This is a genomic window from Marinomonas sp. ef1 (assembly GCF_002806845.1).
Lineage (GTDB): Bacteria > Pseudomonadota > Gammaproteobacteria > Pseudomonadales > Marinomonadaceae > Marinomonas > Marinomonas polaris.
Genome location: NZ_NHTT01000002.1, coordinates 19,237 through 44,411, shown reverse-complemented (window position 1 = coordinate 44,411; position 25,175 = coordinate 19,237). Strand labels below are relative to the sequence as shown.

Below are 25,175 nucleotides of genomic sequence, written 5' to 3'. Positions count from 1 at the left end.
AAATCTAATCTTCAAAAGTTCATCTATTTAACCAAATCAGCATTATTTGAGTATAAAAAGGCCGCTTTGATATACAAAAGTTTACAAATATGGATACTATGCTGTATATCTAAGCATTGAATTATGATGTCGGTAAAAAAGCAAAACAATGAAAGACAATATAACGGTATCCATTTCTTCAGTTGATGGAACAAAGCATTTTAGTTTCGGCAAAAGAACACGTCATACATTCAAGTTTATTAGCTACATTATTTTTCTTGCGATCCTACTTACCGCAGGAATCATTTACTACTTAATTAGCGATGCCGAATATTCAAAGCTAAAATTGCTCGAACTAGAAAATAAGTCCTCTTCTTTAACCAAAGAAATCACCTCGCTTACAGCACTAAAACTAAGCTTGGAACAGGATTTATCTGAGCGAGAAGAACGAATGCAAGTGGTCTCTGATCGACTAAATGATTTAGAAAAAGTTCTAGGCATGGATAATCAAGATAGTGTCGAGCTTGAATCACGTTTAGACACGGCGGCGATGAACTCGTCATTGCGAATTGCGATGCTGACTCAGATCCCAAGTGGGCCACCAGTAAAAGATGCAAGAACCTCTTCTGGCTATGGCGAGCGACAACATCCTGTTATTGGCATAATGAAATTTCATCGAGGCCAAGACTTTGCGGTAAATACAGGAACGCCAATTTATGCGCCAGCAGATGGAACAGTCGAAGTAACCAGACCCAGTAATGAAGGGTCAGGCAATTTCTTGCGCTTATTACATGGATATGGATTTTCTAGCTCTTACTCTCATATGAGTAAGTTTGCGGTTAACAAAGGCGATTTCATTAAAAAAGGCGATTTAATCGGTTATTCAGGTAACAGCGGATTAACCTCAGGACCTCACCTACATTATGAAATACGGTTCATTGGACGAGCACTAGATCCCAAGCCCTTCATAGTTTGGGATGTAGATAATTTTGATACAATTTTTGAAAGTGTAAGAGGTATACGATGGGAATCTTTGGTGGGCAAAATAGAATTAAGAGTCAGTCAGCAACTACAACTCTCATCGCAGAAGGCTGCACAATTAACGGGCACATAAAAGTCGCTAACCAACTACAAGTAGATGGTAATGTCGAAGGCCAGATTGAAGCAAAAAATCAAATTAAAATTAGCACATCAGGCAATGTTCAAGGCGAAATCACCACGGAACGCTTGATCATTAACGGCAATTTTGAAGGTATCTGCCACGCAAATTATATTGAAATTTTAAGTTGCGGCCGCGTTAGTGGCACCGTTTACAGTGACAATTTAAGTATTGAGCCTGGCGGCAAATTTATGGGCATCACCAACCCATCAGATAACACTATAGAAAAACAAGAACATCATGAAGGGCTTAGTAGTCTTGACAAGCTAGATGAACTAGATCTTCAAGAAGACAACGTGGTTTTGATTAGTAATGATAAAAACGCCTAGTCTAAAGCAATTTTTTTAGCGAATAGTTAACTAAGGGAAAAAACCTTAAGCGGCTCGATATTGGTTGGGTATTTCTAATAATACTCAACCATTGAACAAATTAGTCATCTGATGATTTAATTAACGACAACCCTATTACGGCCACTTTCTTTCGCTTCATAAAGTGCATTGTCGGCTCTTTTAACCACGGTCTCTATCGTATCGCCTGCCTTGAAGGCGGTTAATCCAAAACTAGCAGTTTTGTGTTCTATACCCTCAAAATCATATTGCGCAATTTTGAGCCTAACTCCTTCTATTATTAACTTAACATCTTCAATACTTGATTCAGGAAAAATAATAATAAACTCTTCCCCACCGTAACGTCCTACATAGTCTGTTATTCTTAAACTGTCTTTCAAAACACTTGCTATTTCAACAAGGACACTGTCGCCTCGCTGATGACCATACTTGTCGTTAACTTCTTTAAAGTGATCGATATCAAGTATAGAAAGACAAAAGCTATTATCAACATGGTAGCCTTTATCAATCTCAGCTTGTATAAGCTCTTCCAGCTTTCTTCTGTTAAATAATGTTGTTAGGTTATCCGTAAGAGCCAATCTGTTTAACTCTTTATTTTTTTCTTCGATATCTTTTTGAGCTTGCTTTAACAATGTATTTGCTTTGGTTATTTTTCTATTCCAATAGATCATAAGGGCAAGAAAAATCACAATAGCCAATACAATTTGCCATACTATTTTATAATTTACGTCTTGTTCGTATTTTATAGGAATCCATTTTGTAAATATCTTTCTATGGCGCTCATTTGTAATATTATTAACAACTTTTTGTAAAATCCCTAACAGGGTAATATCATCTTTTCTGACAGCGATAGAAAGCCTTAAATTTTCAGATATTTTTCCGGCTATTTTTAATTCACCAAAATATTTGCTTTGAAACTCATACCCAATACTGGCTAAAGTATCAATATAAGCGAAGAGTTGGCCATTCTTGACCTGATCTAAGCCATCATAAATATCATCAACTTCGACTATTTTTAATGACGGATATTTCCCACGCAGTATTTTTACAAAAGCATCACCTTTTATTATTCCAATTTTTTCGCCTTCTAAGTCCAGTATCTGATTAATGAATGGAACATCAACTCTCGTAGCGACAACTAATGGAACATCTAAATAATGACTAGTGAAGTTTAAGTATTTTTTCCTTTCTGGCGTTTCCATTCCTAAGGCAAGCATATCGCATTTTTTTTGCTGTATAAATTCTACAGATTGATTCCAATTTTTTGTTTTAACTAATTCAAATTTTGCTGAAAGCATTTGTTCAAAAAGACGATAATAATCCGAACTCATTCCAACATGTTCACCGTCTTCATTCAGACCTTCAAAGGGCAAACCACTTGGGTTGATACAATATTTGATAGTATGGGTATTAATGTAAGCTTTTTCAGCATCATTAAGATCAATATGCCCACCTGGGTACTCTTTAATAGAGCCAATCCATTTATCACTCAATTCCTCAATTTCTCTTTTTGATATAGAGGTAAGAGACTTTTGTAAAATAGAACTTAAAAGGCTTTTTTCGGGCTGTATTCCAAACCTTAAGTCCTCTCTATTTGTATTTGGTAAAACAAGCTCACTTGCCAACTTTATATTATTATATAGATTCTTTTTAATCAGATGGTTTATATTGGGTAGGTTTTGCATTAACGCATCAATTTTACCGAACACTAAATCTTTTGTTAAATCATCATAGCTATCATAAAAAATCAGATTCATTGAGCCTAAATCTTCAAGTTCCTTAATATAAAAAACGTCCTTCAACACACCAACTTTTTTTCCTGTTAGACTTTTTAACCCATTGTATTCACCAAAATTATCTTTAACAAAGATCATAATAGGTATGTTGTAATATGGACTGGTAAATATAGTAAAGGGCTCTCTGTATTTTTTATAAGAAATACTACTTATCATATCGATTTCTTTGTTTTTAAACGAATTATAAATAGTTGTCCATTTATCAATGTGTTTTTCGAATTTCAGACCAGTTTTCTGTGATATCAAATTCAACAAATCGTGCTCAAACCCGACAGGCTCGCCTTCAATATAATATGAGAAAGGAGTAAAATCGGGCATCATGCCGATGCTTACCACTGGATTATCTTTAATAAAACCCTTTTCCTCTTTCGTTAAATCCAAAGGTTTCGCTATAGATCCAACTGAATATAGAAATAGAAAAAGCAATGTTATCAAGATTTTTTTCATTACTATCTCAGTAAAAATTTCAAGTGTAATTTAGGACTAATCAAAAACTGCTCTAGAAAAAAGGCTCTTCAGGTACTTATTATAAAAATGAAGACCTTTTAAAACCTATTAGTTAGGTCGGCGAAAAAGCCTTCAATAGCTCAGCATTGGTCGGAAATTCTTCTAATAATTCAACTAACTTCTGAGCACCATCTACCGGCTTAAGATTTGTAAGTGAACGTCGCAAAGCACGCACTTTCTCAAGATCTTTTCCATCAATAAGCAATTCTTCTCGACGAGTACTACTTTTCGCAATGTCGATAGCAGGAAAAATTCGATGACTCGCCGCTTCTCGTGACAAAACAATTTCCATATTGCCCGTACCTTTGAACTCTTCAAAAATCACCTGATCCATCTTGCTGCCAGTATCCACCAAAATAGTCGCGAGAATTGTCAATGACCCTCCGTTCTCTATCTTTCTCGCTGCACCAAATAGCTTACGAGGGATTTCCAACGCTCTTGTATCAAGTCCGCCAGACATGGTTCGACCACTACTACGCTGTTCGGCATTATGCACTCGTGAAAGCCGTGTCAGTGAATCAATCACAATCATCACATCCTGACCTTCACCGGCTTGCTTACGCGCTGTTGCTAGCAGCGCATCGGCTACACGAACATGTTGTGTATAGCTTTCATCAGAAGACGACGCATGCACTTCTGCCGATACGCTGCGCTTGAAATCCGTTACTTCTTCAGGGCGTTCATCGATAAGCAAGGCATATAGCTTTATTTCAGGATAAGCTTCTGCCACAGCCTGACAAATGTGTTTTAACATGGTTGTTTTACCAGATCCTGGTGGAGCAACAATCAGACCGCGCTGCCCCATACCAATTGGCGTGATCAAATCCATTGCACGAACCGTTCTCTGTGAAGAACCAGATGCCAGATGAATACAAGGGGAAGGATGAATGGCCACGCCGTTTAGAAAACGTTTTTCAGGATCATTCGGATACAAATCCTCGGCCACCTCATCGACTGGGTTCACGTCTGAAGATCGTTTACCTTTCAAACTTAATATTTTTCTCGTCATAATATGGTCTTATAGTCTTGGATAATTTAAAAATCGATATCTTAATTTACGAACGTCTCAGTTATTGCTCAATATCTTTTCTTTTTAAAGCTCGGCCTCTCGGCTCATCACCTTCATAAAGCACTATATCAGAATGCAAGAATTCGGCCGCCTCAGCGGAGCCTTCTACTTTAACTGCACTGCGTTCTAACATTTCAGCTTCAAACTCGGTTAGTACACTTGATCGAATACCCGCTTCGCGCCACTGAGACTTTGACCAGCAGCCTTTGGATATTTCGCGTGCCAAAGCCAACGCATCCAACAAAGCCTGATTCGCACCCTGCCCTTTAAATGGGCTCATTGGGTGAGCTGCATCGCCAATCAGCGTGACTTTATCGCCTTTCTCTAGTAGTTCTGCAGTAAGTAATTCTCGGTCGTAAACCGGATAACCTGACACTTGTGCCGTTTGAGTAGCCGATAGAATCTGAGGAATAGGATCATGCCACTGAGTTCTGCGACAGGCTTCGTCTTTTAAAGCCTGAACACCTTGAGCGCTCAAGGCTTTCGCATCGTCTTCTGACATAGGGAAACTCAGTTGCCACATTACAGAATCAGCGTCATAGGGCATAATATAAATACGTTCATTACCATTAGCTGTTTGAAATACCGTCGCCGAATCCAGCAGTTCGCTTTCTACACCATTGAGGTCTGACAAAGGACAAATCCCCAAAATAACAATACAACCAAGATAGCGTAACGGCGTCGTTTCCTCACCAATAAGTAAACGGCGCACCGCACTGCGAATACCATCAGCACCTACAACAAGATCCGCCTTGACGTGTTTTAACTCACCATCAACCAAAAAGCTAAGATCAACCTCATCACCCTCTTTTAAATCGACTAACCGATGTCCCCATTGTACAGCATCGCGCCCACCTAACTGCTCAAGCAAAGCTGAGCGTAAAGACTGGCGAGCAATATGAATATTGGTGCGCTTAGGCGACATCTTTGCGTCAGACTGCATCCACTTTCTCATGCCCCATTGACCGACAACTTTGCCTTCCGTCGTATGAACCACGTGGCGTGTTGAAACCACACCTTTTTCTAACGAGAAAATACCAAAGCCTTCAATCGCTTTACTCGCTTGCTGCAAAGTCAAACCATAACCTTGCGAGCGAGCATCAAAACCGTGATCTCGTTCATACAGCGTAAAAGGAATGCCGCGATGCAGACAAGCAACGGCCAAAGCCACACCGCCTATACCGCCACCAATAATAGCAACATGAGGATATTTTTCAGTATCTGGTTCAGGGAAATTGACAGATTCAACTAAACCCGAGCCAGCACAATTCGAACAGGACTCAAGATGCCCTTTAGGACGAACTGGAGCCGGCCCTTCGCCCTTCAATCTTTCAAACTCGCTCAACTCTTTTTGATAAAGCAAACGCACTTTTTTGCGCAGCCTACGGCTTCTTTTGCCACGCCCCAGACATTCAGGACAAGCTGTCCAACTACCCGCTTCACTTACCACTTGATTTATTTTCCACTTGATGCGCTTTAAAAAGCTAATGATGTCGTCTTTCTATGAAAGAAATAATAACCGATACGATAGATGGGAGCCTAAGAGAAAAAACAAAATGAGAGGTTTTATTACCAAGATAGCTGCCGTTGTTCTGAAAGATCCGAACACTTGAATACTCTATTACAATAATGATCAAGCTCAAAACTAAGCATTTTTGTCTAGAATCAAAATGACACGTTTACATTCACTTTTAATCTTATTTTCCATAACGTCAGATGCTTTATTAACCGACTGCATACAAGTATGAGAGTAAAACCGTATTGACGATGCCAGTACAAGAGCCAAAGCTATTGAGCCAATGGTTAATAGCACTCGAAAGCCAACCATAGGAGTAAACAATACCTCAGGTTTAAGAACATGTACGATCGCAGCATCCACCTTGCTCACCAGGTACCCTGAAACAAGGAGGCCAACAACAAACTCCTACGATGGATATTCGCGATATTTATTCAAACGCAAATCATAGCGCTTCTCATAAATTTCACCGGAAGCTGAGCAGCAATGAAGCGTTGCTTTAGCAGGAACAAGTGCCATATTCACGATATCTAATTCCAAAGCCCCAATATTTTTATCCGAAGTTAAAAAGTGTGGTCTTTTACCATTCGGCATTAGATATTTTGTGTCATCATGGTAAAAATGCTTCGCCATTGTAGAAGCCAAAGACAAACCAACATTACCACCAACAGGTGAATTACAGGCAGCACTACTACAAAATTGCCAAAATGTTACGCCTTGACCTGCTAAATGCTGCCTGCGCAGAAAACCGTAGTGCACATCGCCACTAAAAATAATGACATGTTTTATGTCAGGCGTTCTCAACAAAGCATTCTGTAAATTCTTAAGCGCTTTTTCGCTCGCAATCCACGGTTCTCTATCAGAAAAAGCCTTAAACTTTGTTAATAGCGGACTAAGTTGAGCAGCTTCAATGGCATTAAAGCCATACATTGGTGTAGGAGAAACCAGTATTAACACGGAAGTTTTTGGTAAAAGAGCAAGTTTTTCGCCTATAGCATCAAGCTGTTGCTCAGACATCAGCTCAAGGTTATCACCGTCATATACTCGTTGGGTCCGAGTATCCAATACAAGTGTTGGTGGTGTTTGCTCTAATAAATATCCCCAATACTTACTAAATAACGCTTCTAAGGGTTTATGATTTTCCTGAGTAGGATTCTTTGCTAAAGCCGTGATATTTTGCTGTATTGTTGGACTAAAAGCGTCAGGCTGATTCCCCCAATGCTGACAAACAATGTAGGCGGACAAAGCATTAACATAAACCTGTTTACCCAGCCAGCTGCTAGAAAGATTATGCTTATTTTCCTCTGTTAAATTCCAATCATCCGTCACGTCATGATCATCAAACATCATATACACACTAATATTAGCCAATGCTTTACGAACTTGACTCGTTGCCGTTTGCGCGAATCGTTCCAAAACCACTTTTTCATTCTCGTATTGCATAGAACTATAATGATATTCCCTATCATCTTTACGTCGCAGCGATGTCAGTCTTGGCTGAAGCGCTTTATATTTGGCAAATCTTTGCTGGGGTAAACTGGCACCAAAACTGAATAAATACATACAAATGTATTCAGAAAAGCTAAAAAGATGGGACCTTTTCTCTCCAGAGGTAAAGCCTAACTTCCGCTTAGCCTTACGCCACCGACCATCCAAATGCATTTTATCTGGATCAAAAAAGTCATTTTTGTCGGTATACATCATTTCATGGGGGAGACCTAAAGCCTCTCGAACATATTGAAAAGATTGCAGCAATATCGGTGACACATCATCCGCATAAATTTGATCGCCAGTAAGATACAGCTGACTAGGTCTTGTCTCTTTGCCTAAAGTATCTTTGAGTAAATCAGCTATTTCAGCCAAATGATCAATACCTTGTTTATCATGGGGTTTACGGCAAGACGCTTGATAAAGATAACGATGTTGCTTGGGTATCATCACACTTGGTAATTTTTCTCCCTCTAAACAAACCAGTTCATTAAGCCCTGTTTCTACAAAGCCTTCGCCATCCACAATGACATCATAATAAATAATCTCGTTAGAATCAGACGGCGCTATGGTGGCAGATAACATTACAGCAAAACAGGACGAGCCAAGCTGCACAACACGACTTGACACCTCAGAAGCAATATTATCAAAGCTCTGTAATGATGAATAAACAGCGAGATTTATCTCATTAAACTCATGATCTAAAACTTGCCATATATTAATTTTTTCACGAGTTGTATGCCTAACCATTGGCCCGCAGATAATTGCCATAATAAATCTCCCTATTTTTAGCCTGCTCAAATTCATTTACTAAAGAATATAGCCTCAACATAAGATTAGGACAAATCTTTATATTAATAATTTAATAAACCTTCAGTCTACCCAAGGATATAATATATAACTTAGCACTACTTTTGTGAGCTTTATAAAGGCCATCTGATGTTGCTGTTGGTGCAAATCCCCTTGCCTACTTACTGCATTCAAGGTAATTGCACTCAAACACAATAATTCGACCTGATCTTGGTTACTTTTTCCACAGCTAACGCACTCCTATTTTGCCTAAAAAGAAATGATTCTTTTTTATAGACATCTGAGAACCATTGTCAGCGGAACTACAATTTTCATAGTATGTACGTTATAAATGCTCGTAAGAGGCTTGCAGGCTAGGATCACTACTGTTGTGATTTAATCATTAGCGTTCATATATTGATAAGAGTCGTCATTAACCACTGAACTACCTGCCTACTTCAGTTGCTTATTTCGAAACACTTGAATTGCTTCTTTATTTTTAGCAAGAGATTGTGGTGCGTAGTAACGTCGCTCGACAACTACTCGCTTCTAAGAGGATTGCGATAAAATTGAATATTTTTACAAATATAAACGTCTACTTTATTTTGGTCATACCCTACATGGGGTATATTCAGACTTGTATCCTCCCGCTTCTTAGGAACATCTCGATATGAAAGAAAACTCTATTTTAGATTTAGTCGATATGATCTTTGAGCGTGGCTTTGAGCACAGAGACTGGGACAGCGTCTTAGAAAAACTCTGTGAAACAATTAAAGCCAAAAGTGCTGGACTGTTTTTTATTAAATTTAAGAAAAACGTTTATCGAGTCTTGGGAAGTTATGGTGTTCCGAGCGATTTTTCTCCTGAATATCAAGAGAAACTAGGTGTTTATGATGCTACAGGCACCATTATGAAAGCCTTACCTGAAGGAACCGTGCTTGGAGCCATTGACCATAAAACATCAAAATTCGACCATCCTGACTTTTATCAAAACCTACTTTTACCTAATAATGTTGGCTACATAAGTGCTTTAAATATTTGTAATAATACTGAGTACTTCGTTGGTATTGGCATTCATCGTGGTATGGATCAGGAACAATTTAATGACAATGAGCTAAAAGTATTGTCACGACTTTACCCTCATTTTCGTAGAGTATTTGATTTCTCTGACATCCTTGAAAAACTATATGAAAAAGAAGAAGTCCTTAGCAGTGCATTAGCTAAGGTTCCGCTTGGCCTAATTGCAATCGATGCTGACCTAAAGGTTCATTTTATAAACGACTTAGCAACATCTTTAGCTAATAGCGTCTTTGGCCTTCATATAAAAGATAAACAATTATTCACCGACAAGGTGTCATCCAAAAAAAATCTTAAATCAAAAATACAAAATGTATTAGACGGTCAGATTTCGGCTACTTCATTACAATTAGAAAATAACAATAATGTGACACCGCTATCTATAACGATCACAAACTCAAGAGTGCACGACTTAGATATATTAAAAAATGAACATCAAATATCAAATTTTGCTCTGATGTATATTTCTCATCCTGACCTTTGCTCCCATATGTCATTGGAAGTGCTCAAGGAGGTATATAATCTAACAACTTCAGAAGCTCAATTAGCATTAGCCCTAACAAACGGTTTATCATTACAAAAGTATGCAGATTCTAAAAGCGCCAGCATTCAAACAGTCAGAAGCCAACTAAAAAATGTATTTAATAAAGTACAGGTAAACTCTCAAACCGATCTAGTTCGCACTTTGATTATGAGTTCTTTCAACATTATATCTTGATGGATATTTTTAAATTAGCAAGAAATTCATCCTAACTTCAAACTGTCAAATTCGCTTAGCTCTTTTAAATAGAGCAAACGTAATTTCTTACTTAGTCTAAATAATTCTTTTGCCTCACCTCTGACATTCTGGACAAACAGCTCAACTCGACTTTCCATCTTCCAATTTATTTACTTCTTCTTTATATAACTTGATTGTGATTTTCTCTTTTAGAAGGAAATATAGTAACCAATCCAAGAAATACTGGGACGAATAGTACGATTGTAATGATAGTTTTTACTATTACCCTAATAATTAAATGCGAAAAAAGTAAGACTCTTTTCTATGAAATCCAACTCACATAGGGCTTTGCAGCGGTGAAGTCTAGAGTATCGGCGCCATACGGTCGTCTAAGACAAAAAGTACTGCTACACTCTTAGTCAACATTAAACTTATCAAAACATCACACTTTAGAGGTTTTTTCAAGATATCTGTCTAAAGATATCTGCCTAATAGACAAAGGGGAAAAAAATGAACAACAGTTTCGACACCCAACAACAGATCACCGTTAATGGCGAGCATTTTCATATTCACTCCTTAAAAGGACTTGGCGACAAAGCCAAGCGACTGCCGTTTTCTTTAAAAATATTACTCGAAAACCTACTTCGTAATGAAGATGGCGTTAATATTAAAGAGCAAGACATCCAAGCGTTATTAGATTGGGACCCTCAAGCTAAACCCTCCTCCGAAGTGGCTTTTACGCCTGCACGTGTTGTCATGCAAGACTTTACCGGCGTCCCAGCCATTGTTGATTTAGCTGCGATGCGCGATGCGATGGAAAAGCTAGGCGGCGATCCGGCGAAAATAAACCCACTATCTCCTGCCGAACTGGTTATTGACCACTCAGTACAAGTCGATGGTTATGGCAATGCAGCTGCATTTGATTTAAATACCAAACTTGAATATGAAAGAAATAAAGAGCGCTACGAATTTTTACGTTGGGGTCAAACAGCCTTCAATAACCTAAAAGTTGTGCCACCAGCAACCGGTATCGTTCACCAAGTAAATTTAGAGTATTTGGCTCGTGTGGTTTTTAATGATGATAAAAATGGTCAGAAGTTTGCTTACCCAGACACTCTAGTGGGAACAGACTCACACACGACAATGATTAATGGTTTAGGCGTGCTTGGTTGGGGTGTAGGCGGGATTGAAGCTGAAGCGGCTATGCTTGGTCAACCTATCAGCTTACTAATCCCTCAGGTTGTTGGTGTTAAGCTAAGTGGCCGCCTACCGGAAGGCACCACGGCGACTGATCTAGTACTTACCATCACTGAAATGCTACGAAATCATGGCGTCGTTGGTAAATTTGTCGAATTTTACGGTGATGGTCTTGCTGACTTGCCACTTGCCGACAGAGCAACCATTGCCAATATGGCTCCAGAATATGGCGCAACATGCGGCATCTTCCCTATTGATGATGAAACCATTAACTATCTTCGTTTAACAAATCGCGACGAAACGCAACTCAACCTCATTGAAGAATACGCAAAACACCAAGGTCTATGGCGCAATGATGGCGATGAAGCCAACTATACCGACAAACTTGAACTTATATTGAATGATGTTGTTCCTAGCCTCGCAGGCCCTAAACGACCACAAGACAGGATACCCCTTGATAAAGCAGGTGACACTATCCGTGATCATCTAAAAGGCTTTCAAGAAGAACGAATGGCTCGTGAAAATAAAAGCAGTGAAGAACAAGCTCGTATAGAAAGTGAAGGCCCTGTTATTCACCCCGATGAGTCCGTAGATGAAGCACCAATTAAAGGCGCGAGCATTGTTAAATTTAAAGGACAAGAATTTGAATTGAATGACGGCGCTTGTGTTATCGCAGCCATTACCAGCTGCACCAACACTTCAAACCCAAGCGTCATTCTAGCAGCAGGCTTGGTTGCTAAAAAAGCAAAACAACTAGGTATCAATGTAAAACCATGGGTGAAAACTTCACTGGCGCCAGGATCTAAAGTGGTAACAGATTACTTAGCAAAAGCAGGATTAATGGATGACCTAGAAAGCCTAGGCTTTAACCTCGTAGGCTATGGTTGCACCACCTGTATTGGTAACTCTGGACCATTAGCCAGTGAAATATCAGACGCTATCCAGAAACACAAACTCATCGTTAGCTCTATTTTATCTGGCAACCGAAACTTTGAAGGACGTATTCACCAAGACGTGAAAATGAACTTCTTAGCCTCGCCTCCACTCGTTGTCGCCTATGCCATTGCAGGCCGTACCGATATAGATGTGTACAAGGAGCCTCTTGCGCAAGACGCGAACGGTAACGATATTTACCTAAAAGACATTTGGCCAAGTGTCAAAGAAGTCAACGATCTTGTCAAAGAAACCGTTACCAAAGAAATGTTCGCCAAAAGCTACGCTAACGTATACGAAGGCGATAGCCACTGGCAGCAAATCCAAATTCCAGATGGCAAACTTTATGACTGGAACGACGCGTCAACCTACATCAAAAAAGCCACCTTTTTTGATGGCATGAGCATCGATCCTCCGGGTATTCCAAGCATTAAAGGTGCTCGCTGTTTAGCCAAACTGGGCGATTCTGTCACCACAGATCATATTTCTCCAGCGGGTTCAATTAAGGCTGATTCCCCAGCCGGTTTATACTTGCAAAAACACGGCGTAGAAAAAGCACAGTTTAATTCTTATGGCTCTCGTCGAGGTAATCATGAAGTGATGGTGCGCGGTACCTTTGCTAACGTAAGACTTAAAAACCTACTGGCACCGGGCACCGAAGGCGGCATTACCCGCACTCAACCGGATGATAACTTAGCCAGTATTTACGATGCTGCCGTGACCTATCATGAAAGCAATACGCCACTTATTATTTTAGCGGGTAAAGAATACGGTACAGGCTCATCTCGTGACTGGGCGGCTAAAGGCTCATTGCTACTCGGAGTAAAAGCGGTAATCGCAGAAAGCTATGAGCGCATCCACCGCTCTAATTTAATTGGTATGGGCGTCTTACCTCTGCAATTTAAAGACGGTGACAGTTATGAATCACTTGGTTTAACAGGGCAAGAGCAATTTGATATAAATGGCTTGTACGATAAAACCGATGAAGTAACCCTAATGGCGACGAATAGCGAAGGGCAAACAATAAGCTTTAGTGCTGACGTACGAATTGATACTCCCAAAGAGTGGGACTACTACAAACATGGCGGTATTTTACAGTACGTATTGCGAGGTATGCTCGGCTAACCTTCCCTGCATTTAATAAAATAGCCTCGCTCAATAATGAGCGAGGCTATTTTATTATCATCCACAAGTTTGTCTCTGAAAATCAACCCTCAGTTTGGCCAATTTTCTTCACCATGTTCACGCTAACGGTTTCATAACCCATTTCAGCGTATAGGTTCTGTGCTGCGTTATTATGAGAAAATACATGCAAGCCAATATTAACAATGTTTTGCGTTGCGGCGAAGTCTTCGATTTCCTTTAGGGCAAGCTTCGCATAGCCCTGTCGGCGATGTTCTGCCTTGATTTCTAAATCGTAAATAAACACCGTACTCGTGGTACTGCTGTTCTCTAAAGACAGCCATATCATACCGACTGTCTCGTTTACTTCAGGCACTTTCATTTCAAAGAAATGGTTATTATCTGTGTCTATTCCACGCGGGAGCAGTCTTTCAATATCACGCCTAGATCGAGTTAATGATCCTGTTTTCTGCCAGCGGCCGGATTCCACATTTTCTCGTGCATACTGTACGATCAGCTCTTCAATATAAGAGGCAAAAAAGGGCTTTGACATTGATACCAAGAAAGACATAACGACTCCAATTCATATACGGCAGAGGAAATCCTGCTCTGATAGCTTAAGTATTCATCAAATTTTCAATAAAAAAAACTTTATTTGAGTCTTGAAGCACTCATTAAGAAGCAAGCTGTTATAAAATAGCGACAATCAACATCGAGCATGACGGGTTTGAAAAGCAGTTTACTGTTAATCCTTCAATGGACAAAACATTCATTAGCGTACCAAACGCTATGCTTTTCTACTCATTTATACCGCATATTAGGACTACCCAGTCATGTCTTCATTGTTCAAAGAAATCGACAGCCAAGCCTCTCCTTTAGGTGAAATTTCCCTTCGCAGACGACGCATTCCTGCCTTTGGTGACAGAGACATCTACGAAGTAAAACTAGGCGAAGAATTTCTGATGTCGAGCATGTTTGTCGACGCAGAAGAAGCCTTGTCTACCCTTGGTTTAGCACAAGTTCAGGGCGAAAATTTGAGAGTTGTTGTCGGTGGATTGGCCTTAGGTTATACCGCCGTAGCGGCACTTAAAGAGGAACGAATTGCAGAACTGCTTGTTGTCGATGCGTTAGAAACCTTCATTAGCTGGCACCAGAAAGAACTCGTTCCGCTAGGTAAAATTCTCAACGCCGACAAACGTAACCGTTATGTGCTTGGTAGCTTTTTCGATCTCGCCACAGACCCAAGTACTGGATTTGACCCGAGCAGCGCTGGTAAAAAGTTCGATGCCATTTTGCTAGACATCGACCATTCCCCTGCAGAATTCCTCAACCCAAGCAACGCCGGCTTCTACACCACAGCAAACCTATCACACTAAAACCAAACGACGCATTCGCCATGTGGTCTCCCTGGCTTTTGCCCCGCCGTGTAACCTTGAAACTGCCAAGGTCGAAAACTCTCGGGCCAGTCATTTCGATAAGATCGAAATCGGAACCCTAGCTCTCTATTGATAATCTATATTGTGATGTTCGACTTTCCAAGGGTACGAACAGTTTTGATAAAGCAGATTGTGTACCAGTTATACAGAACACTTTATTTTAAAGGCTCTAGACATTTTTTTGACACCGCTCGTCACTAACAAACAACAAAAAATGGGCCCAAAAAGCCCATTTCATTATTAGCGCACTATTTTTATACAGTCAGGCCAACGCCGTATCTAACAGCATCATAAGTACAAAACCTAACATTAAGCCTTTTGTTGCCGCCAGCTCGTGACCTTGACGGTGAGATTCAGGAATCATTTCATGACTGATCACAAACAACATAGCACCAGCTGCTAAAGCCAACCCTAAAGGCAACAATAAGCTAGATTCCCCCAACACCACCGAACCAATAACGGCCATAACAGGTTCCGTCAAACCTGACAGCACCGCAATACTCACCGCCAATAAACGGCTGTAGCCCACGGCTAACAACGCCATGGCAACCACTAACCCTTCAGGAATATCCTGAATCGAGATACCTGTTGTCAACGCCGTAGCTGCCGACACATCACCACTGGCAAAAGACGCACCTATCGCCAAACCTTCCGGGATATTATGCAGAGCAATGGCAAAAACAAATAACCAGCTACGTCGCAAAGTCTGACCACGTAACCTGTCTTCATCTTTAATAAAATGTTGGTGTGGTACAAGCCGTTCCAACACCAACATAAATGCGCCACCAAGCAGAATTGCCACCCCCACAGAGCTGGAGCTGTACCATGGCGAAGCACCACTGCCTTCCAACAACGCCAAAGCAGGGATAATCAGAGAAAACATACAAGCCGCTAACATTACCCCAGCGCCAAACCCCAACATAACGTCATGCAACTTTTGCGATAAGCGATGCAGAAACAAAGCAGGCAATGCGCCCATCGCCGTCGCTGTTGCCGCCACAACCCCCGCATAAAAAGCATAACGCACCTGAGAATGTTGTTGTAACAACACCACAAACTGATCGATGGCAGTGTAAGCACCTAATACTAAAATTATGCTTCCGATCCACTTTCGCGCGCGGATCTTAGGTAACGACAACAGAGTCAACTTCATGCTTACTCCTGAAACCACGCAGCGACTTGCGACCAGTTGATGACATTAAAAAATGCCGCAACGTAGTCAGGACGTTTATTTTGATACTGCAAATAATAAGCGTGTTCCCAAACATCCAAGCCTAAAATCGGTGTCAATCCATCCATAAATGGGCTGTCTTGATTAGCGCTGCTGGTCACCCGCAATTTACCTTGCTGATCTTTCACCAACCAAGCCCAACCACTGCCAAATCGGCTCAATGCCGCCTTAATAAACAGCTGTTTAAATTCTTCAAAACTACCAAAGCTTTGCTGAATCGCGTCTGCTAATGGTCCTTGTGGCTCCCCACCCCCTTCTGGTGACATCACCAACCAAAACAGACTATGATTCGCATGACCACCACCATGATTACGTACCGCACCCTGAACGTTTTCTGGCAATGAGGTAATCTCTCGCAACAGGCGCTCAAGAGACCAATCCGCATAAGCAGTTCCTTCTAGAGCAGCATTTAAGCCATTCACATAAGTCTGATGATGGCGACTGTGATGAATCTCCATCGTCAATGCATCAATGTGCGGCTCTAAAGCGGTATAAGCGTAAGGCAGTTCAGGCAAAGTAAAAGGCATCTTATTCTCCAAAATAGATAACGATAAGAAGAATCATTATTATTTCTATTAATAACAAATGCAAATCCTATTTTTCACGCTCGCGGTGAGGGCTAGACTCTTTACACACTGTTATGCCACCGCCTCAGAAATATAGGCCAAGGAAATTCAAGTCTAAACAGACCATGATTTATAGGGAAAAATAACGTCGAGGATACAAGGATCAGCGCTGAGCAACGCAGCACTTGAAGCAATCGGAGTTGAACGCAGCACTTGAAGCAATCGGAGTTGAACGCAGATACAAAACTAGCGCTATGGCATTGTCGCTTGATCTATTCTCTTGACCATATTCACACTGACCGTTTCATAACCCATTTTAGCGTACAACTTTTGGGCCGCGCTATTGTGAGAAAATACGTGCAAGCCAATATTGACGATGTTGTGCGTTGCCGCGAAGTCTTCGATTTCCTTTAGAGCAAGCTTCGCATAACCCTTTCGGCGATGTTCAGCCTTGATTTCTAAATCGTAAATAAACACCGTACTCGTGGTGCTACTGTTCTCTAACGACAGCCATATCATACCGACTGTCTCGTTTACTTCTGGTACTTTCATTTCAAAAAAGTGATTGTTATCCGTGTCGATTCCACGAGGTAGCAGTCTTTCAATATCACGCCTAGATCGAGTTAATGATCCTGTTTTCTGCCACCGGCCAGATTCCACATTCTCTCGAGCGTACTGCACGATCAGCTCTTCAATATAAAATGCAAAGAAGGGTTTTGACATAGACACCAAGAAAGACATAACGACTCCATTTTATATAAAGCAGAGAAAATCCTGCTCTGATGGCTTAAGTATTCATCAATTTTATAATAAAAAAAGCTTTTTTTGATTCTTGAAGCACTCATTAAGAAGCAAGCTGTTATAAAATAGCAACAATCAACATCGAGCATGACGGGTTTGAAAAGCAGTTTACTGTTAAGCCTTCAATGGACAAAACATTCATTAGCGTGCCAAACGCTATGCTTTTCTAATCATTTACACTGTATTTTAGGACAACCTAATCATGTCTTCATTGTTCAAAGAAATCGACAGCCAAGCCTCATCTTTAGGTGAAATATCTCTTCGCAGACGACGTATTCCTGCCTTTGGTGACAGAGACATCTACGAAGTGAAACTAGGCGAAGAATTTCTGATGTCGAGCATGTTTGTCGATGCAGAAGAAGCCTTGTCTACCCTTGGTTTAGCGCAAGTACAAGGCGAAGATTTAAGTGTTGTTGTCGGTGGACTAGGCTTAGGTTACACCGCCGTAGCGGCACTAAAAGACGAACGAATTACAGAACTGCTTGTGGTTGATGCGTTAGAAACCGTCATCAGCTGGCACCAAAAAGAACTCGTGCCACTGGGTAAAATACTCAACACTGACAAACGTAACCGTTATGTACTTGGCAGCTTTTTCGACCTAGCCACAGACCCAAGTACTGGATTTGACCCAAGCCATGCCGGTAAAAAATTCGATGCCATCTTACTAGACATCGACCATTCCCCAACCGAATTCCTCAACCCAAGCAACGCCGGCTTCTACACCACAGCAAACCTATCACGCATGGCAGAACAACTTAAACCAAACGGCGTATTCGCCATGTGGTCTCAGAACCCTCCAGAAGACAACTTTATCGAATTACTTAAAACCGTATTCGCAAGCGTCAACTCCCACCTAGTAACCTTTGACAACCCGTTTCAAGGCGGACAATCAACTAACTCGGTTTATGTTTGTGTGAAGGAGTAAGGCAACTCTTACAAATAACATGGCCGCTAGCCCCCTAGTACTTATTCACTATTCGCCCCACTCTCCCAACAAATTCAATAACGCGCTCAGAAAATTTCGTAATTGAAGCAATCACCTAAACAAACAATCATTCGTAGGGATAAAAAATAACAATAGTCTGGAGTTCTGATATGAGCGAATTTTTCAAAACTGTGCCCGTTGTCAAATACGAAGGTGCGGATTCAAACAACCCTTTTGCATTCAAACATTACGATGCAAACAAGATGCTGATGGGCAAAACCATGGCAGAGCATTTACGCGTGGCGGTGTGTTATTGGCACACATTCTGTTGGCAAGGTAGCGATGTTTTTGGCGCGAATACTTTTGATCGCCCTTGGTTTAAAGCCGCATCTGAGATGGAAGCGGCGAAGCTAAAAACCGACGCAGCGTTTGAGTTTTTCACTAAATTGGGTGTTCCCTATTACAGCTTTCACGATGTGGATGTCAGCCCAGAAGGCCGCTCGATCAAAGAATACATTAATAACTTTGCGCAAATGGTCGACGTTCTTCAAGCCAAGCAAGAAGCTACTGGCATCAAGTTATTGTGGGGAACGGCGAATGCCTTTTCAAACCCAAGATACATGTCTGGCGCAGCGTCCAACCCTAACCCGGAAATTTTTGCTTACGCGGCGACTCAGGTGTTTCATGCGATGAATGCGACCAAAGCACTTAAAGGCGAGAACTATGTTCTATGGGGCGGCCGTGAAGGCTATGAAACCCTATTGAATACCGATCTAAAACGCGAACGCGCTCAGCTTGGTCGCTTCATGCAAATGGTGGTTGAGCACAAATACAAAATCGGCTTTGAAGGCACCTTGTTGATCGAACCAAAACCAGCGGAACCAACCAAACATCAGTACGATTACGATACCGCGACTGTGTATGGCTTCTTAAAAGAGTTTGGTCTTGAAAAAGAAATCAAGGTCAACATCGAAGCCAACCACGCGACCTTGGCGGGTCACAGCTTCCATCATGAAATCGCCACGGCTTGTTCCTTGGGCATTCTTGGTTCTGTCGACGCCAACCAAGGCGATGCTCAGCTGGGCTGGGATACAGACCAATTCCCAACTAGTGTGGAAGAATACACGCTCGTGACTTATGAGATTCTAAAATCGGGTGGCTTCAAAACGGGCGGCTACATGTTCGATACCAAGCTACGCCGTCAATCTATGGATCTTGAAGATTTATTCCACGGTCACATTGGTGCGATGGACACTTTGGCGTTGTCATTAGAACGCGCGGTGAAAATGATCGAAGATGAAAAATTGGCGAACATTGTTGATCAGCGTTATGCCAAATGGAACGACTCTTTAGGTGCAGACATTTTGACGGGCAAGCATACTTTGCAAGACCTTGCGGCGTACGCTGAGAAAAACAACATCGATCCTCAGCCAGTTTCTGGTCGCCAAGAAATGCTAGAAAACATGGTGAATGGCTACATCTTTAAATAAGAGTTCAAATAAGCCGTTAGATAAAAGTTAAGCAGCTTAAAACTAAAAAACACAGGCCACCGAAAGCTGACCTGTGTTTTTTTAGTGTTGCATTCTACTAAGAGATATTAAGAAAAGATCACGCCTTTCTTCAATAAAAAGCAGCCGTAACCTCGGCCTTCGCCAGTCACAACAAAAGCGTAGGCTTGTTTAGCCGCTTCGTAAAAAGCAAAGCGCTCTAACGATCCCATTTCAGCGTTGTCACTGTCGGCGGCTTTTAATGCGGCCGCAAATTCTTGCTGAACTTCTGGCATCACAGATTCGTCTTCACCAACCACTTGCATACGCGTCACAGGTTTATCAACGAAGGTATCTAATGGCAATACCGATAAAATCGCCTTGGCAGCTTGAATAACATTCACGCCATCTAAGCGAATAACCGGCTTTCCAGCAGCCATAGAAGCAGCAGGAAAATTACGATCAACCAAAACGATATCGTCGCCGTGGCCCATTGTGCGTAGCACGTTCAGTAATTCACCACTTAATAAAGGATCTATATTTTTTAGCATGTTTTTTCCCTAATTACAGATAGGCTGAAAGCAAATATTGATAATCTATTTTTGCTGCACGATGGCGGCTTTATGCTGCAAGCGACTTTGTTTTTGGTCGATGATGACAGCAAGAATAATCACCACACCTTTAATCACCATTTGCCAAAATTCACTCACGCCCATCATCACCAAACCATCGGCCAAAATACCAATAACGAAAGCGCCAATCAGCGTTCCCATGATAGTGCCGCGGCCACCAGCCAAAGAGGTTCCGCCTAATACCACGGCGGCAATAGCGTTCATCTCAAATGCAACGCCCGTTGCTGGATGACTTGCGACCAATTGCGAAGACACCACGATGCCAGCAATAGCAGCACAAAGACCTGAAATGGTGTAAACCCAAACTTTGACGCTACGCACTTTCACACCAGACAATTCGGCAGAATGTTCGTTGTCACCAATGGCAAATACATGACGACCAAATTGCGTTCTTTTGGCGATGTAGGCAATCACACCAGCAAGGATAAACATCATCCAAATCGCATAAGGCAGACCCAATAATTTCGCCGCCCCAATTAATTCAAAGCCCGTATTACCAAGCTGTTCATTACCTGCCAAACCGGTAAAGGTTTCACCGCCAGACAACAACATGGCCGCGCCACGAACGATATACATGGTGCCCAAGGTACAAATGAAAGGTGCAACATTATAACGCGTTATCAAGATGCCATTTATCGCACCGATCAAACCACCGATAACCAAGACGATAGGTACAACCAGCCAAACGCTTGGAAAAATAGCGATGCCAAACATAGGTAACACGATACCTTTGGTAATCAACCAGCCAGCAACCATGCCACAGAAGCCAAGAATCGCACCGATTGAAAGGTCGATACCTGCGGTGATGATGACGAAGGTAATGCCAAGTGCTAAAAAGGCGTTGATGGCAATGTGCTTAACCATAATGACAACACTACTGGCCGCCAAAAAGCCCGGTACCATGAAGGTAAAAAATGCCAGAATCAAAAACAACGCGATGAATGTGCGCATTTTTAACGCCAGTAACAACAAGCTTTCGCCGGAAAAAACAGACGAGTGTTGAGATGCAGTATTTTGAGAAGTTTTCATATTAAAGTCCTTGCGCGCTTGCTGACACAAGTGCAGATTCTGTTGCTTCAGAGCGAGCGATATTGGCGGTTAATTTGCCTCCGGACATCACCAGAATGCGATCAGAAACAGCCATGATTTCTTTGAGATCGGAAGTCGAAAACAACACACCAATCCCCTGCTCAGAAAGCTTCACCATCATTTTAAATACGTCGCCTTTGGCACCAATATCAATGCCACGAGTCGGCTCATCCAATAACAAAACTTTCGGACTGGTTAACAAGGTTCGACCAATCACCACTTTTTGTTGGTTACCACCGCTTAATGCACGTATTTCAATATCAGGAGAAGATACCTTGATAGACAAATCACCAATGGCGGACGTTACCGCTTCGGCTTCGGCTTTTTCATCAATCGAAAAACGATGCTTGAGTCGACGCCATAAGCTAGAAATCGTCATGTTATTGCTGACTGACGAAATGGGGAAAATGCCGTTCTTTTTACGATCTTCAGGAACAAGACAAATCCCATAACGAATGCGATCGCTGGTGTCCATTTTGGCAGGCACTTTATGCCCCGCAATCTCTACTTCGCCTGAGTATTCCTGCAAGCCAAGTAGACATTCCATTAGTTCAGTTCGGCCTGCGCCCATGAGTCCGTAAACGCCAACAATCTCGCCGGATTTCACATCCATCGATACGTTATCAACCAAGGTGTGACCCATTTCATTGATCAGTTTGATGTTTTTAACATCCAACACTGGCTTGCCAAATTCACGACCTGGTTTCAAGAAATTAAATACAGGATCGCTACCCAGCATTTCTCTGACAATCCAAGGCACATCGATGTCTTTTACTTCCGCTTCAGACTGGAAATGCCCATCACGTAAAATCGTAATGTGATCGCCAATCGCCATCAGTTCTTCTAATCGATGAGAGATATAAATAATGGAAACGCCCTGAGCAGTTAAGTCTCGAATTACTTTAAACAGCAACTCGACCTCGGTTTTACTCAGCGCAGACGTCGGCTCATCCAGAATCAGCACATCTGCTTCGTCGGCCAAGGCTTTGGCAATTTCGATTAACTGCTGCTGGCCAACTTTCAAGTTAGACAGCAATTCAGATGGCGCGATGTCTTGATCAAGACGTGCCATTAGTTCGGCCGTGACTCGATGCTGTTCCGCGGTATCAAGCGGCATCAGACCATGCTGTTTTTCTCGTCCCAAGAAGATATTTTCAGCGACGGTTAAGTTGCCAAACAGATTCAGCTCTTGGTGAACCATGCCAATACCTTTGGCGGCGGCATCACGAGTATGCTGAAAAGACACGGCTTCATCGTTTAGATAAATAGTGCCCTTGCTTGGCTGCTGAACACCCGCCAGAATTTTCATCAAAGTGGATTTACCCGCGCCATTTTCGCCTATGATGACGTTCACTTTGCCGCGATAAACTCGGTAATCAACTTCGTTTAACGCGATAGTGCCGGGGTAAATCATGGAGATTTTTTCGGCGCGAATGACGATGTCTGCGTTAGCTTGGCTCATCATTTGCCTCCACGAATAATCTGCATTGGCACAGCATCACTGATGGTATTTTGATCTATGGTAATCGCAGCAATGACAGTCGCTTTTTCGCCTACCCAACTAGAGTCTGGCTCGCCAACCGATGCCATGGCACGATTATTAAACTCTCGTGAAATTTGGGCGAAACGAATCTGGTTTTTAAAATCATCAAACAAAACGTATTTAGACGCGTCACGAATCGCATTGCCTTTGATTATGCGACCAACTTGCAGATCGATATTGGTATCGCCCACTTTAATCGTTATCGCACCTCTCATTTTGCCTAAATCAACACTTTCGATAGTGCCATCTAAACGGACAAAAAAGCTTTGCTTGGTGTCAATTTGCTGCGCATCCAACTGGGATTTAATACTTTCCCAAGGGGTGAATTCTTGTGTTGCTTCTGGGAAGACTTTTGGTTCCCAAAGCTGATCGGCCACTTCAGACAAGGTGAAGTCTGCAAAGCTAACCGCGGCATTAGGATCTTTAGGAAGAATAGGATTGCCGTCAGCGTCTAAGTCCGTAACGGTACAGGCTGTCAGCAAGTTAAGGCACGCAATGAGCCCGATAAATTGAAAGATTTTTTTATAAGACATAATGATACCCAAGGAGCCGAAGCTCTCAAAAATGAGAGCTTCGAGTCAGGTTGTTATTTTTTTAGCGCGAAGTTACTTAGATTTTTCGCATTAGAACTATCAATCAATACACAATCCATTAGTTGTTTTTCTGGCAATCCTGTTGAGCCGGTACGAATGTATAGATCTGCTTGTTCAGCAACGCGTTGAGCTTGAGCGTATGCTGGCTGCATGATGGTTGCTTTGATGTTAGAACCTTTAATGATGGAATCTCTTACGTAATCAAGACCATCAAAACCTACGATGAAGACGTCTTTACGACCTGCAGCCTGCAATGCAGCTTCTGCACCCAACGCCATAGAATCGTTACCCGTAATCACACCTTTGATGTTTGGATTCGCTTGTAAAATTGACTCCATACGGCTGAACGCTTCGGTTTGGCTCCAGTTGGCAGACTGACGAGCAACCATTTTGAATTCAGGGAAGTTATCAAGAATGTCGTGAAAACCTTCACTACGCACTTGCGCATTGGTGTCTGATTCAGGTCCTAATAGCTCAACGTATTCACCACCATCACCCATCAACTCGGCGAATTTTTCACCAGCTAATTGAGCACCTTGGAAGTTATTCGATACGATTTGAGTCACGGCGATACCGGTTTTATTGATTTCACGGTCGTATAGGAAAGCTGGGATGCCAGCTTTTTTCAAACGCTCTAGTGAACCAATACTTGCGTCTGCATCAGCATTATCCAAAATAACCGCTTTGGCTTGACGAGCAATCGCTGTTTCAATCAATTGATTTTGTTTATTTACATCACCGTCATGAGAAGCAACCAAGGTGTCATAACCCAATTCTTTTGCTTTCGCATCCGCGCCTTCGGCACCGGCTTTAAAAAATGGATTGTCATGAGATGGAGTAATGATGGCGATCAAACCATTGCTAGCTAAAACGCTGGTGCTAGCCAAGGTCAATAATGTTGCGGCAAGGCAAGATTTCAAGAAGGTTTTCTTTTTCATTGTATGTCTCCGGTATGCTTATTTTTATTAAAATATTCGAATAGCAAACGATTGCGTAATCGTTTGCTATTTTTATATTAAGCACATGGAGCTTGTCAATAAATTCTTGACCGATAAGAAAAAAACCCTATTTATCAAACAGTTAAGACGATAAAATCACGAAACTCTGGTGTAATTTAACTACAAACAATCAAGCAACTGAATTATAAGGACTTTTCTATATAAAAAGACTTCTTA

General features: G+C 41.7%; 21 protein-coding genes and 1 riboswitch. Of the genes, 7 read left to right on the top strand and 14 right to left on the bottom strand.

Annotated elements, in window-relative coordinates; all coding sequences use genetic code 11:
- The first annotated feature begins 148 nt into the window (after positions 1–148).
- Positions 149–1,093 carry a M23 family metallopeptidase gene (locus tag CCS02_RS02670; RefSeq protein ID WP_100635649.1) on the top strand — a complete coding sequence of 315 codons (945 nt, stop codon included), beginning with the start codon at positions 149–151 and terminating at the stop codon, positions 1,091–1,093.
- Positions 1,003–1,467, top strand: a complete 465-nt coding sequence (locus CCS02_RS02665; RefSeq protein WP_072840880.1) for a bactofilin family protein — start codon at positions 1,003–1,005, stop codon at positions 1,465–1,467. Before CCS02_RS02670 ends, CCS02_RS02665 begins: the two co-directional genes overlap by 91 nt.
- 116 nt (positions 1,468–1,583) lie before the next feature.
- On the opposite strand, the gene CCS02_RS02660 is transcribed toward CCS02_RS02665, so the two are convergent.
- The 5 genes from CCS02_RS02660 to CCS02_RS02640 all read right to left on the bottom strand — a co-directional run bounded on the left by CCS02_RS02660 (position 1,584) and on the right by CCS02_RS02640 (position 8,632).
- Positions 1,584–3,728 (bottom strand): transporter substrate-binding domain-containing diguanylate cyclase, encoded by a 2,145-nt coding sequence (locus CCS02_RS02660; protein ID WP_100635647.1) that lies wholly within the window; start codon positions 3,726–3,728, stop codon positions 1,584–1,586.
- A 112-nt stretch (positions 3,729–3,840) separates the two neighbouring features.
- A complete protein-coding gene (rho, locus tag CCS02_RS02655) occupies positions 3,841–4,797 on the bottom strand; it encodes a transcription termination factor Rho (RefSeq protein WP_072840878.1) in 957 nt (318 codons plus the stop codon).
- A gap of 61 nt (positions 4,798–4,858) precedes the next feature.
- Positions 4,859–6,307: an FAD-dependent oxidoreductase gene (locus CCS02_RS02650; protein WP_100635645.1), complete on the bottom strand. Its 1,449-nt coding sequence runs from the start codon at positions 6,305–6,307 to the stop codon at positions 4,859–4,861.
- A 195-nt stretch (positions 6,308–6,502) separates the two neighbouring features.
- Positions 6,503–6,736 (bottom strand): hypothetical protein, encoded by a 234-nt coding sequence (locus CCS02_RS02645; RefSeq protein ID WP_157807965.1) that lies wholly within the window; start codon positions 6,734–6,736, stop codon positions 6,503–6,505.
- A gap of 45 nt (positions 6,737–6,781) precedes the next feature.
- Positions 6,782–8,632: an alkaline phosphatase D family protein gene (locus CCS02_RS02640; protein ID WP_100635642.1), complete on the bottom strand. Its 1,851-nt coding sequence runs from the start codon at positions 8,630–8,632 to the stop codon at positions 6,782–6,784.
- A 688-nt stretch (positions 8,633–9,320) separates the two neighbouring features.
- Here CCS02_RS02640 and CCS02_RS02635 point away from each other — a divergent pair.
- Together CCS02_RS02635 and acnA are read left to right on the top strand one after the other, a co-directional pair.
- Positions 9,321–10,445 carry a helix-turn-helix transcriptional regulator gene (locus CCS02_RS02635; protein ID WP_100635640.1) on the top strand — a complete coding sequence of 375 codons (1,125 nt, stop codon included), beginning with the start codon at positions 9,321–9,323 and terminating at the stop codon, positions 10,443–10,445.
- Positions 10,446–10,955: 510 nt separating this feature from the next.
- Positions 10,956–13,700, top strand: coding sequence for an aconitate hydratase AcnA (gene acnA, locus CCS02_RS02630; RefSeq protein ID WP_100635638.1), 2,745 nt, complete (start codon positions 10,956–10,958; stop codon positions 13,698–13,700).
- Between the two features lie 82 nt (positions 13,701–13,782).
- Here the strand turns inward: acnA and CCS02_RS02625 are convergent, their stop codons facing one another.
- Entirely contained in the window at positions 13,783–14,268 is a 486-nt protein-coding gene (locus CCS02_RS02625) for a GNAT family N-acetyltransferase (RefSeq protein WP_100635636.1), read from the bottom strand.
- A 262-nt stretch (positions 14,269–14,530) separates the two neighbouring features.
- Between CCS02_RS02625 and CCS02_RS02620 the strand changes: the two genes are divergently transcribed.
- The gene (locus CCS02_RS02620; RefSeq protein WP_232728801.1) at positions 14,531–15,073 is read left to right on the top strand and encodes a spermidine synthase; all 543 of its coding nucleotides are present in this window, start codon (positions 14,531–14,533) and stop codon (positions 15,071–15,073) included.
- Positions 15,074–15,098: 25 nt separating this feature from the next.
- Positions 15,099–15,206: riboswitch (guanidine-I (ykkC/yxkD leader) on the bottom strand.
- Positions 15,207–15,395: 189 nt separating this feature from the next.
- On the opposite strand, the gene CCS02_RS02615 is transcribed toward CCS02_RS02620, so the two are convergent.
- From CCS02_RS02615 to CCS02_RS02605, 3 genes are all read right to left on the bottom strand, one after another.
- Positions 15,396–16,286, bottom strand: coding sequence for a ZIP family metal transporter (locus tag CCS02_RS02615; RefSeq protein ID WP_100635634.1), 891 nt, complete (start codon positions 16,284–16,286; stop codon positions 15,396–15,398).
- A gap of 2 nt (positions 16,287–16,288) precedes the next feature.
- Positions 16,289–16,891, bottom strand: a complete 603-nt coding sequence (locus CCS02_RS02610; protein ID WP_072840870.1) for a superoxide dismutase — start codon at positions 16,889–16,891, stop codon at positions 16,289–16,291.
- A 291-nt stretch (positions 16,892–17,182) separates the two neighbouring features.
- Positions 17,183–17,671 (bottom strand): GNAT family N-acetyltransferase, encoded by a 489-nt coding sequence (locus CCS02_RS02605; protein ID WP_100188752.1) that lies wholly within the window; start codon positions 17,669–17,671, stop codon positions 17,183–17,185.
- A 262-nt stretch (positions 17,672–17,933) separates the two neighbouring features.
- On the opposite strand from CCS02_RS02605, the gene CCS02_RS02600 reads away from it, so the two are divergent.
- On the top strand, positions 17,934–18,656 hold the full coding sequence (locus tag CCS02_RS02600) for a spermidine synthase (RefSeq protein WP_100635632.1): 723 nt from the start codon (positions 17,934–17,936) through the stop codon (positions 18,654–18,656).
- 170 nt (positions 18,657–18,826) lie between these two features.
- Entirely contained in the window at positions 18,827–20,146 is a 1,320-nt protein-coding gene (xylA, locus tag CCS02_RS02595; protein WP_100635630.1) for a xylose isomerase, read from the top strand.
- 107 nt (positions 20,147–20,253) lie between these two features.
- On the opposite strand, the gene CCS02_RS02590 is transcribed toward xylA, so the two are convergent.
- From CCS02_RS02590 to CCS02_RS02570, 5 genes are read right to left on the bottom strand one after another with little or no spacing between them, the layout of a single operon-like run.
- Positions 20,254–20,694, bottom strand: a complete 441-nt coding sequence (locus tag CCS02_RS02590; RefSeq protein ID WP_100635628.1) for an RbsD/FucU family protein — start codon at positions 20,692–20,694, stop codon at positions 20,254–20,256.
- A gap of 45 nt (positions 20,695–20,739) precedes the next feature.
- Entirely contained in the window at positions 20,740–21,804 is a 1,065-nt protein-coding gene (locus CCS02_RS02585; protein WP_072840864.1) for an ABC transporter permease, read from the bottom strand.
- Between the two features lies 1 nt (position 21,805).
- The gene (locus CCS02_RS02580; RefSeq protein WP_100635626.1) at positions 21,806–23,326 is read right to left on the bottom strand and encodes a sugar ABC transporter ATP-binding protein; all 1,521 of its coding nucleotides are present in this window, start codon (positions 23,324–23,326) and stop codon (positions 21,806–21,808) included.
- Complete coding sequence (locus CCS02_RS02575) at positions 23,326–23,940, bottom strand: DUF2291 family protein (RefSeq protein WP_100635624.1); 615 nt, start codon at positions 23,938–23,940, stop codon at positions 23,326–23,328. Before CCS02_RS02575 ends, CCS02_RS02580 begins: the two co-directional genes overlap by 1 nt.
- A 53-nt stretch (positions 23,941–23,993) precedes the next feature.
- A complete protein-coding gene (locus tag CCS02_RS02570; protein ID WP_012069574.1) occupies positions 23,994–24,938 on the bottom strand; it encodes a D-ribose ABC transporter substrate-binding protein in 945 nt (314 codons plus the stop codon).
- Positions 24,939–25,175: the final 237 nt, after the last annotated feature.

Bases quoted from the DNA above. Each gene is read 5' to 3' on its own strand.
- CCS02_RS02670 (WP_100635649.1), top strand. From the start codon at position 149: ATGAAAGACAATATAACGGTATCCATTTCTTCAGTTGATGGAACAAAG.
- CCS02_RS02665 (WP_072840880.1), top strand. From the start codon at position 1,003: ATGGGAATCTTTGGTGGGCAAAATAGAATTAAGAGTCAGTCAGCAACT.
- CCS02_RS02660 (WP_100635647.1), bottom strand. From the start codon at position 3,728: ATGAAAAAAATCTTGATAACATTGCTTTTTCTATTTCTATATTCAGTT.
- rho (WP_072840878.1), bottom strand. From the start codon at position 4,797: ATGACGAGAAAAATATTAAGTTTGAAAGGTAAACGATCTTCAGACGTG.
- CCS02_RS02640 (WP_100635642.1), bottom strand. From the start codon at position 8,632: ATGGCAATTATCTGCGGGCCAATGGTTAGGCATACAACTCGTGAAAAA.
- CCS02_RS02635 (WP_100635640.1), top strand. From the start codon at position 9,321: ATGAAAGAAAACTCTATTTTAGATTTAGTCGATATGATCTTTGAGCGT.
- acnA (WP_100635638.1), top strand. From the start codon at position 10,956: ATGAACAACAGTTTCGACACCCAACAACAGATCACCGTTAATGGCGAG.
- CCS02_RS02625 (WP_100635636.1), bottom strand. From the start codon at position 14,268: ATGTCTTTCTTGGTATCAATGTCAAAGCCCTTTTTTGCCTCTTATATT.
- CCS02_RS02620 (WP_232728801.1), top strand. From the start codon at position 14,531: ATGTCTTCATTGTTCAAAGAAATCGACAGCCAAGCCTCTCCTTTAGGT.
- CCS02_RS02615 (WP_100635634.1), bottom strand. From the start codon at position 16,286: ATGAAGTTGACTCTGTTGTCGTTACCTAAGATCCGCGCGCGAAAGTGG.
- CCS02_RS02610 (WP_072840870.1), bottom strand. From the start codon at position 16,891: ATGCCTTTTACTTTGCCTGAACTGCCTTACGCTTATACCGCTTTAGAG.
- CCS02_RS02605 (WP_100188752.1), bottom strand. From the start codon at position 17,671: ATGTCTTTCTTGGTGTCTATGTCAAAACCCTTCTTTGCATTTTATATT.
- CCS02_RS02600 (WP_100635632.1), top strand. From the start codon at position 17,934: ATGTCTTCATTGTTCAAAGAAATCGACAGCCAAGCCTCATCTTTAGGT.
- xylA (WP_100635630.1), top strand. From the start codon at position 18,827: ATGAGCGAATTTTTCAAAACTGTGCCCGTTGTCAAATACGAAGGTGCG.
- CCS02_RS02590 (WP_100635628.1), bottom strand. From the start codon at position 20,694: ATGCTAAAAAATATAGATCCTTTATTAAGTGGTGAATTACTGAACGTG.
- CCS02_RS02585 (WP_072840864.1), bottom strand. From the start codon at position 21,804: ATGAAAACTTCTCAAAATACTGCATCTCAACACTCGTCTGTTTTTTCC.
- CCS02_RS02580 (WP_100635626.1), bottom strand. From the start codon at position 23,326: ATGAGCCAAGCTAACGCAGACATCGTCATTCGCGCCGAAAAAATCTCC.
- CCS02_RS02575 (WP_100635624.1), bottom strand. From the start codon at position 23,940: ATGTCTTATAAAAAAATCTTTCAATTTATCGGGCTCATTGCGTGCCTT.
- CCS02_RS02570 (WP_012069574.1), bottom strand. From the start codon at position 24,938: ATGAAAAAGAAAACCTTCTTGAAATCTTGCCTTGCCGCAACATTATTG.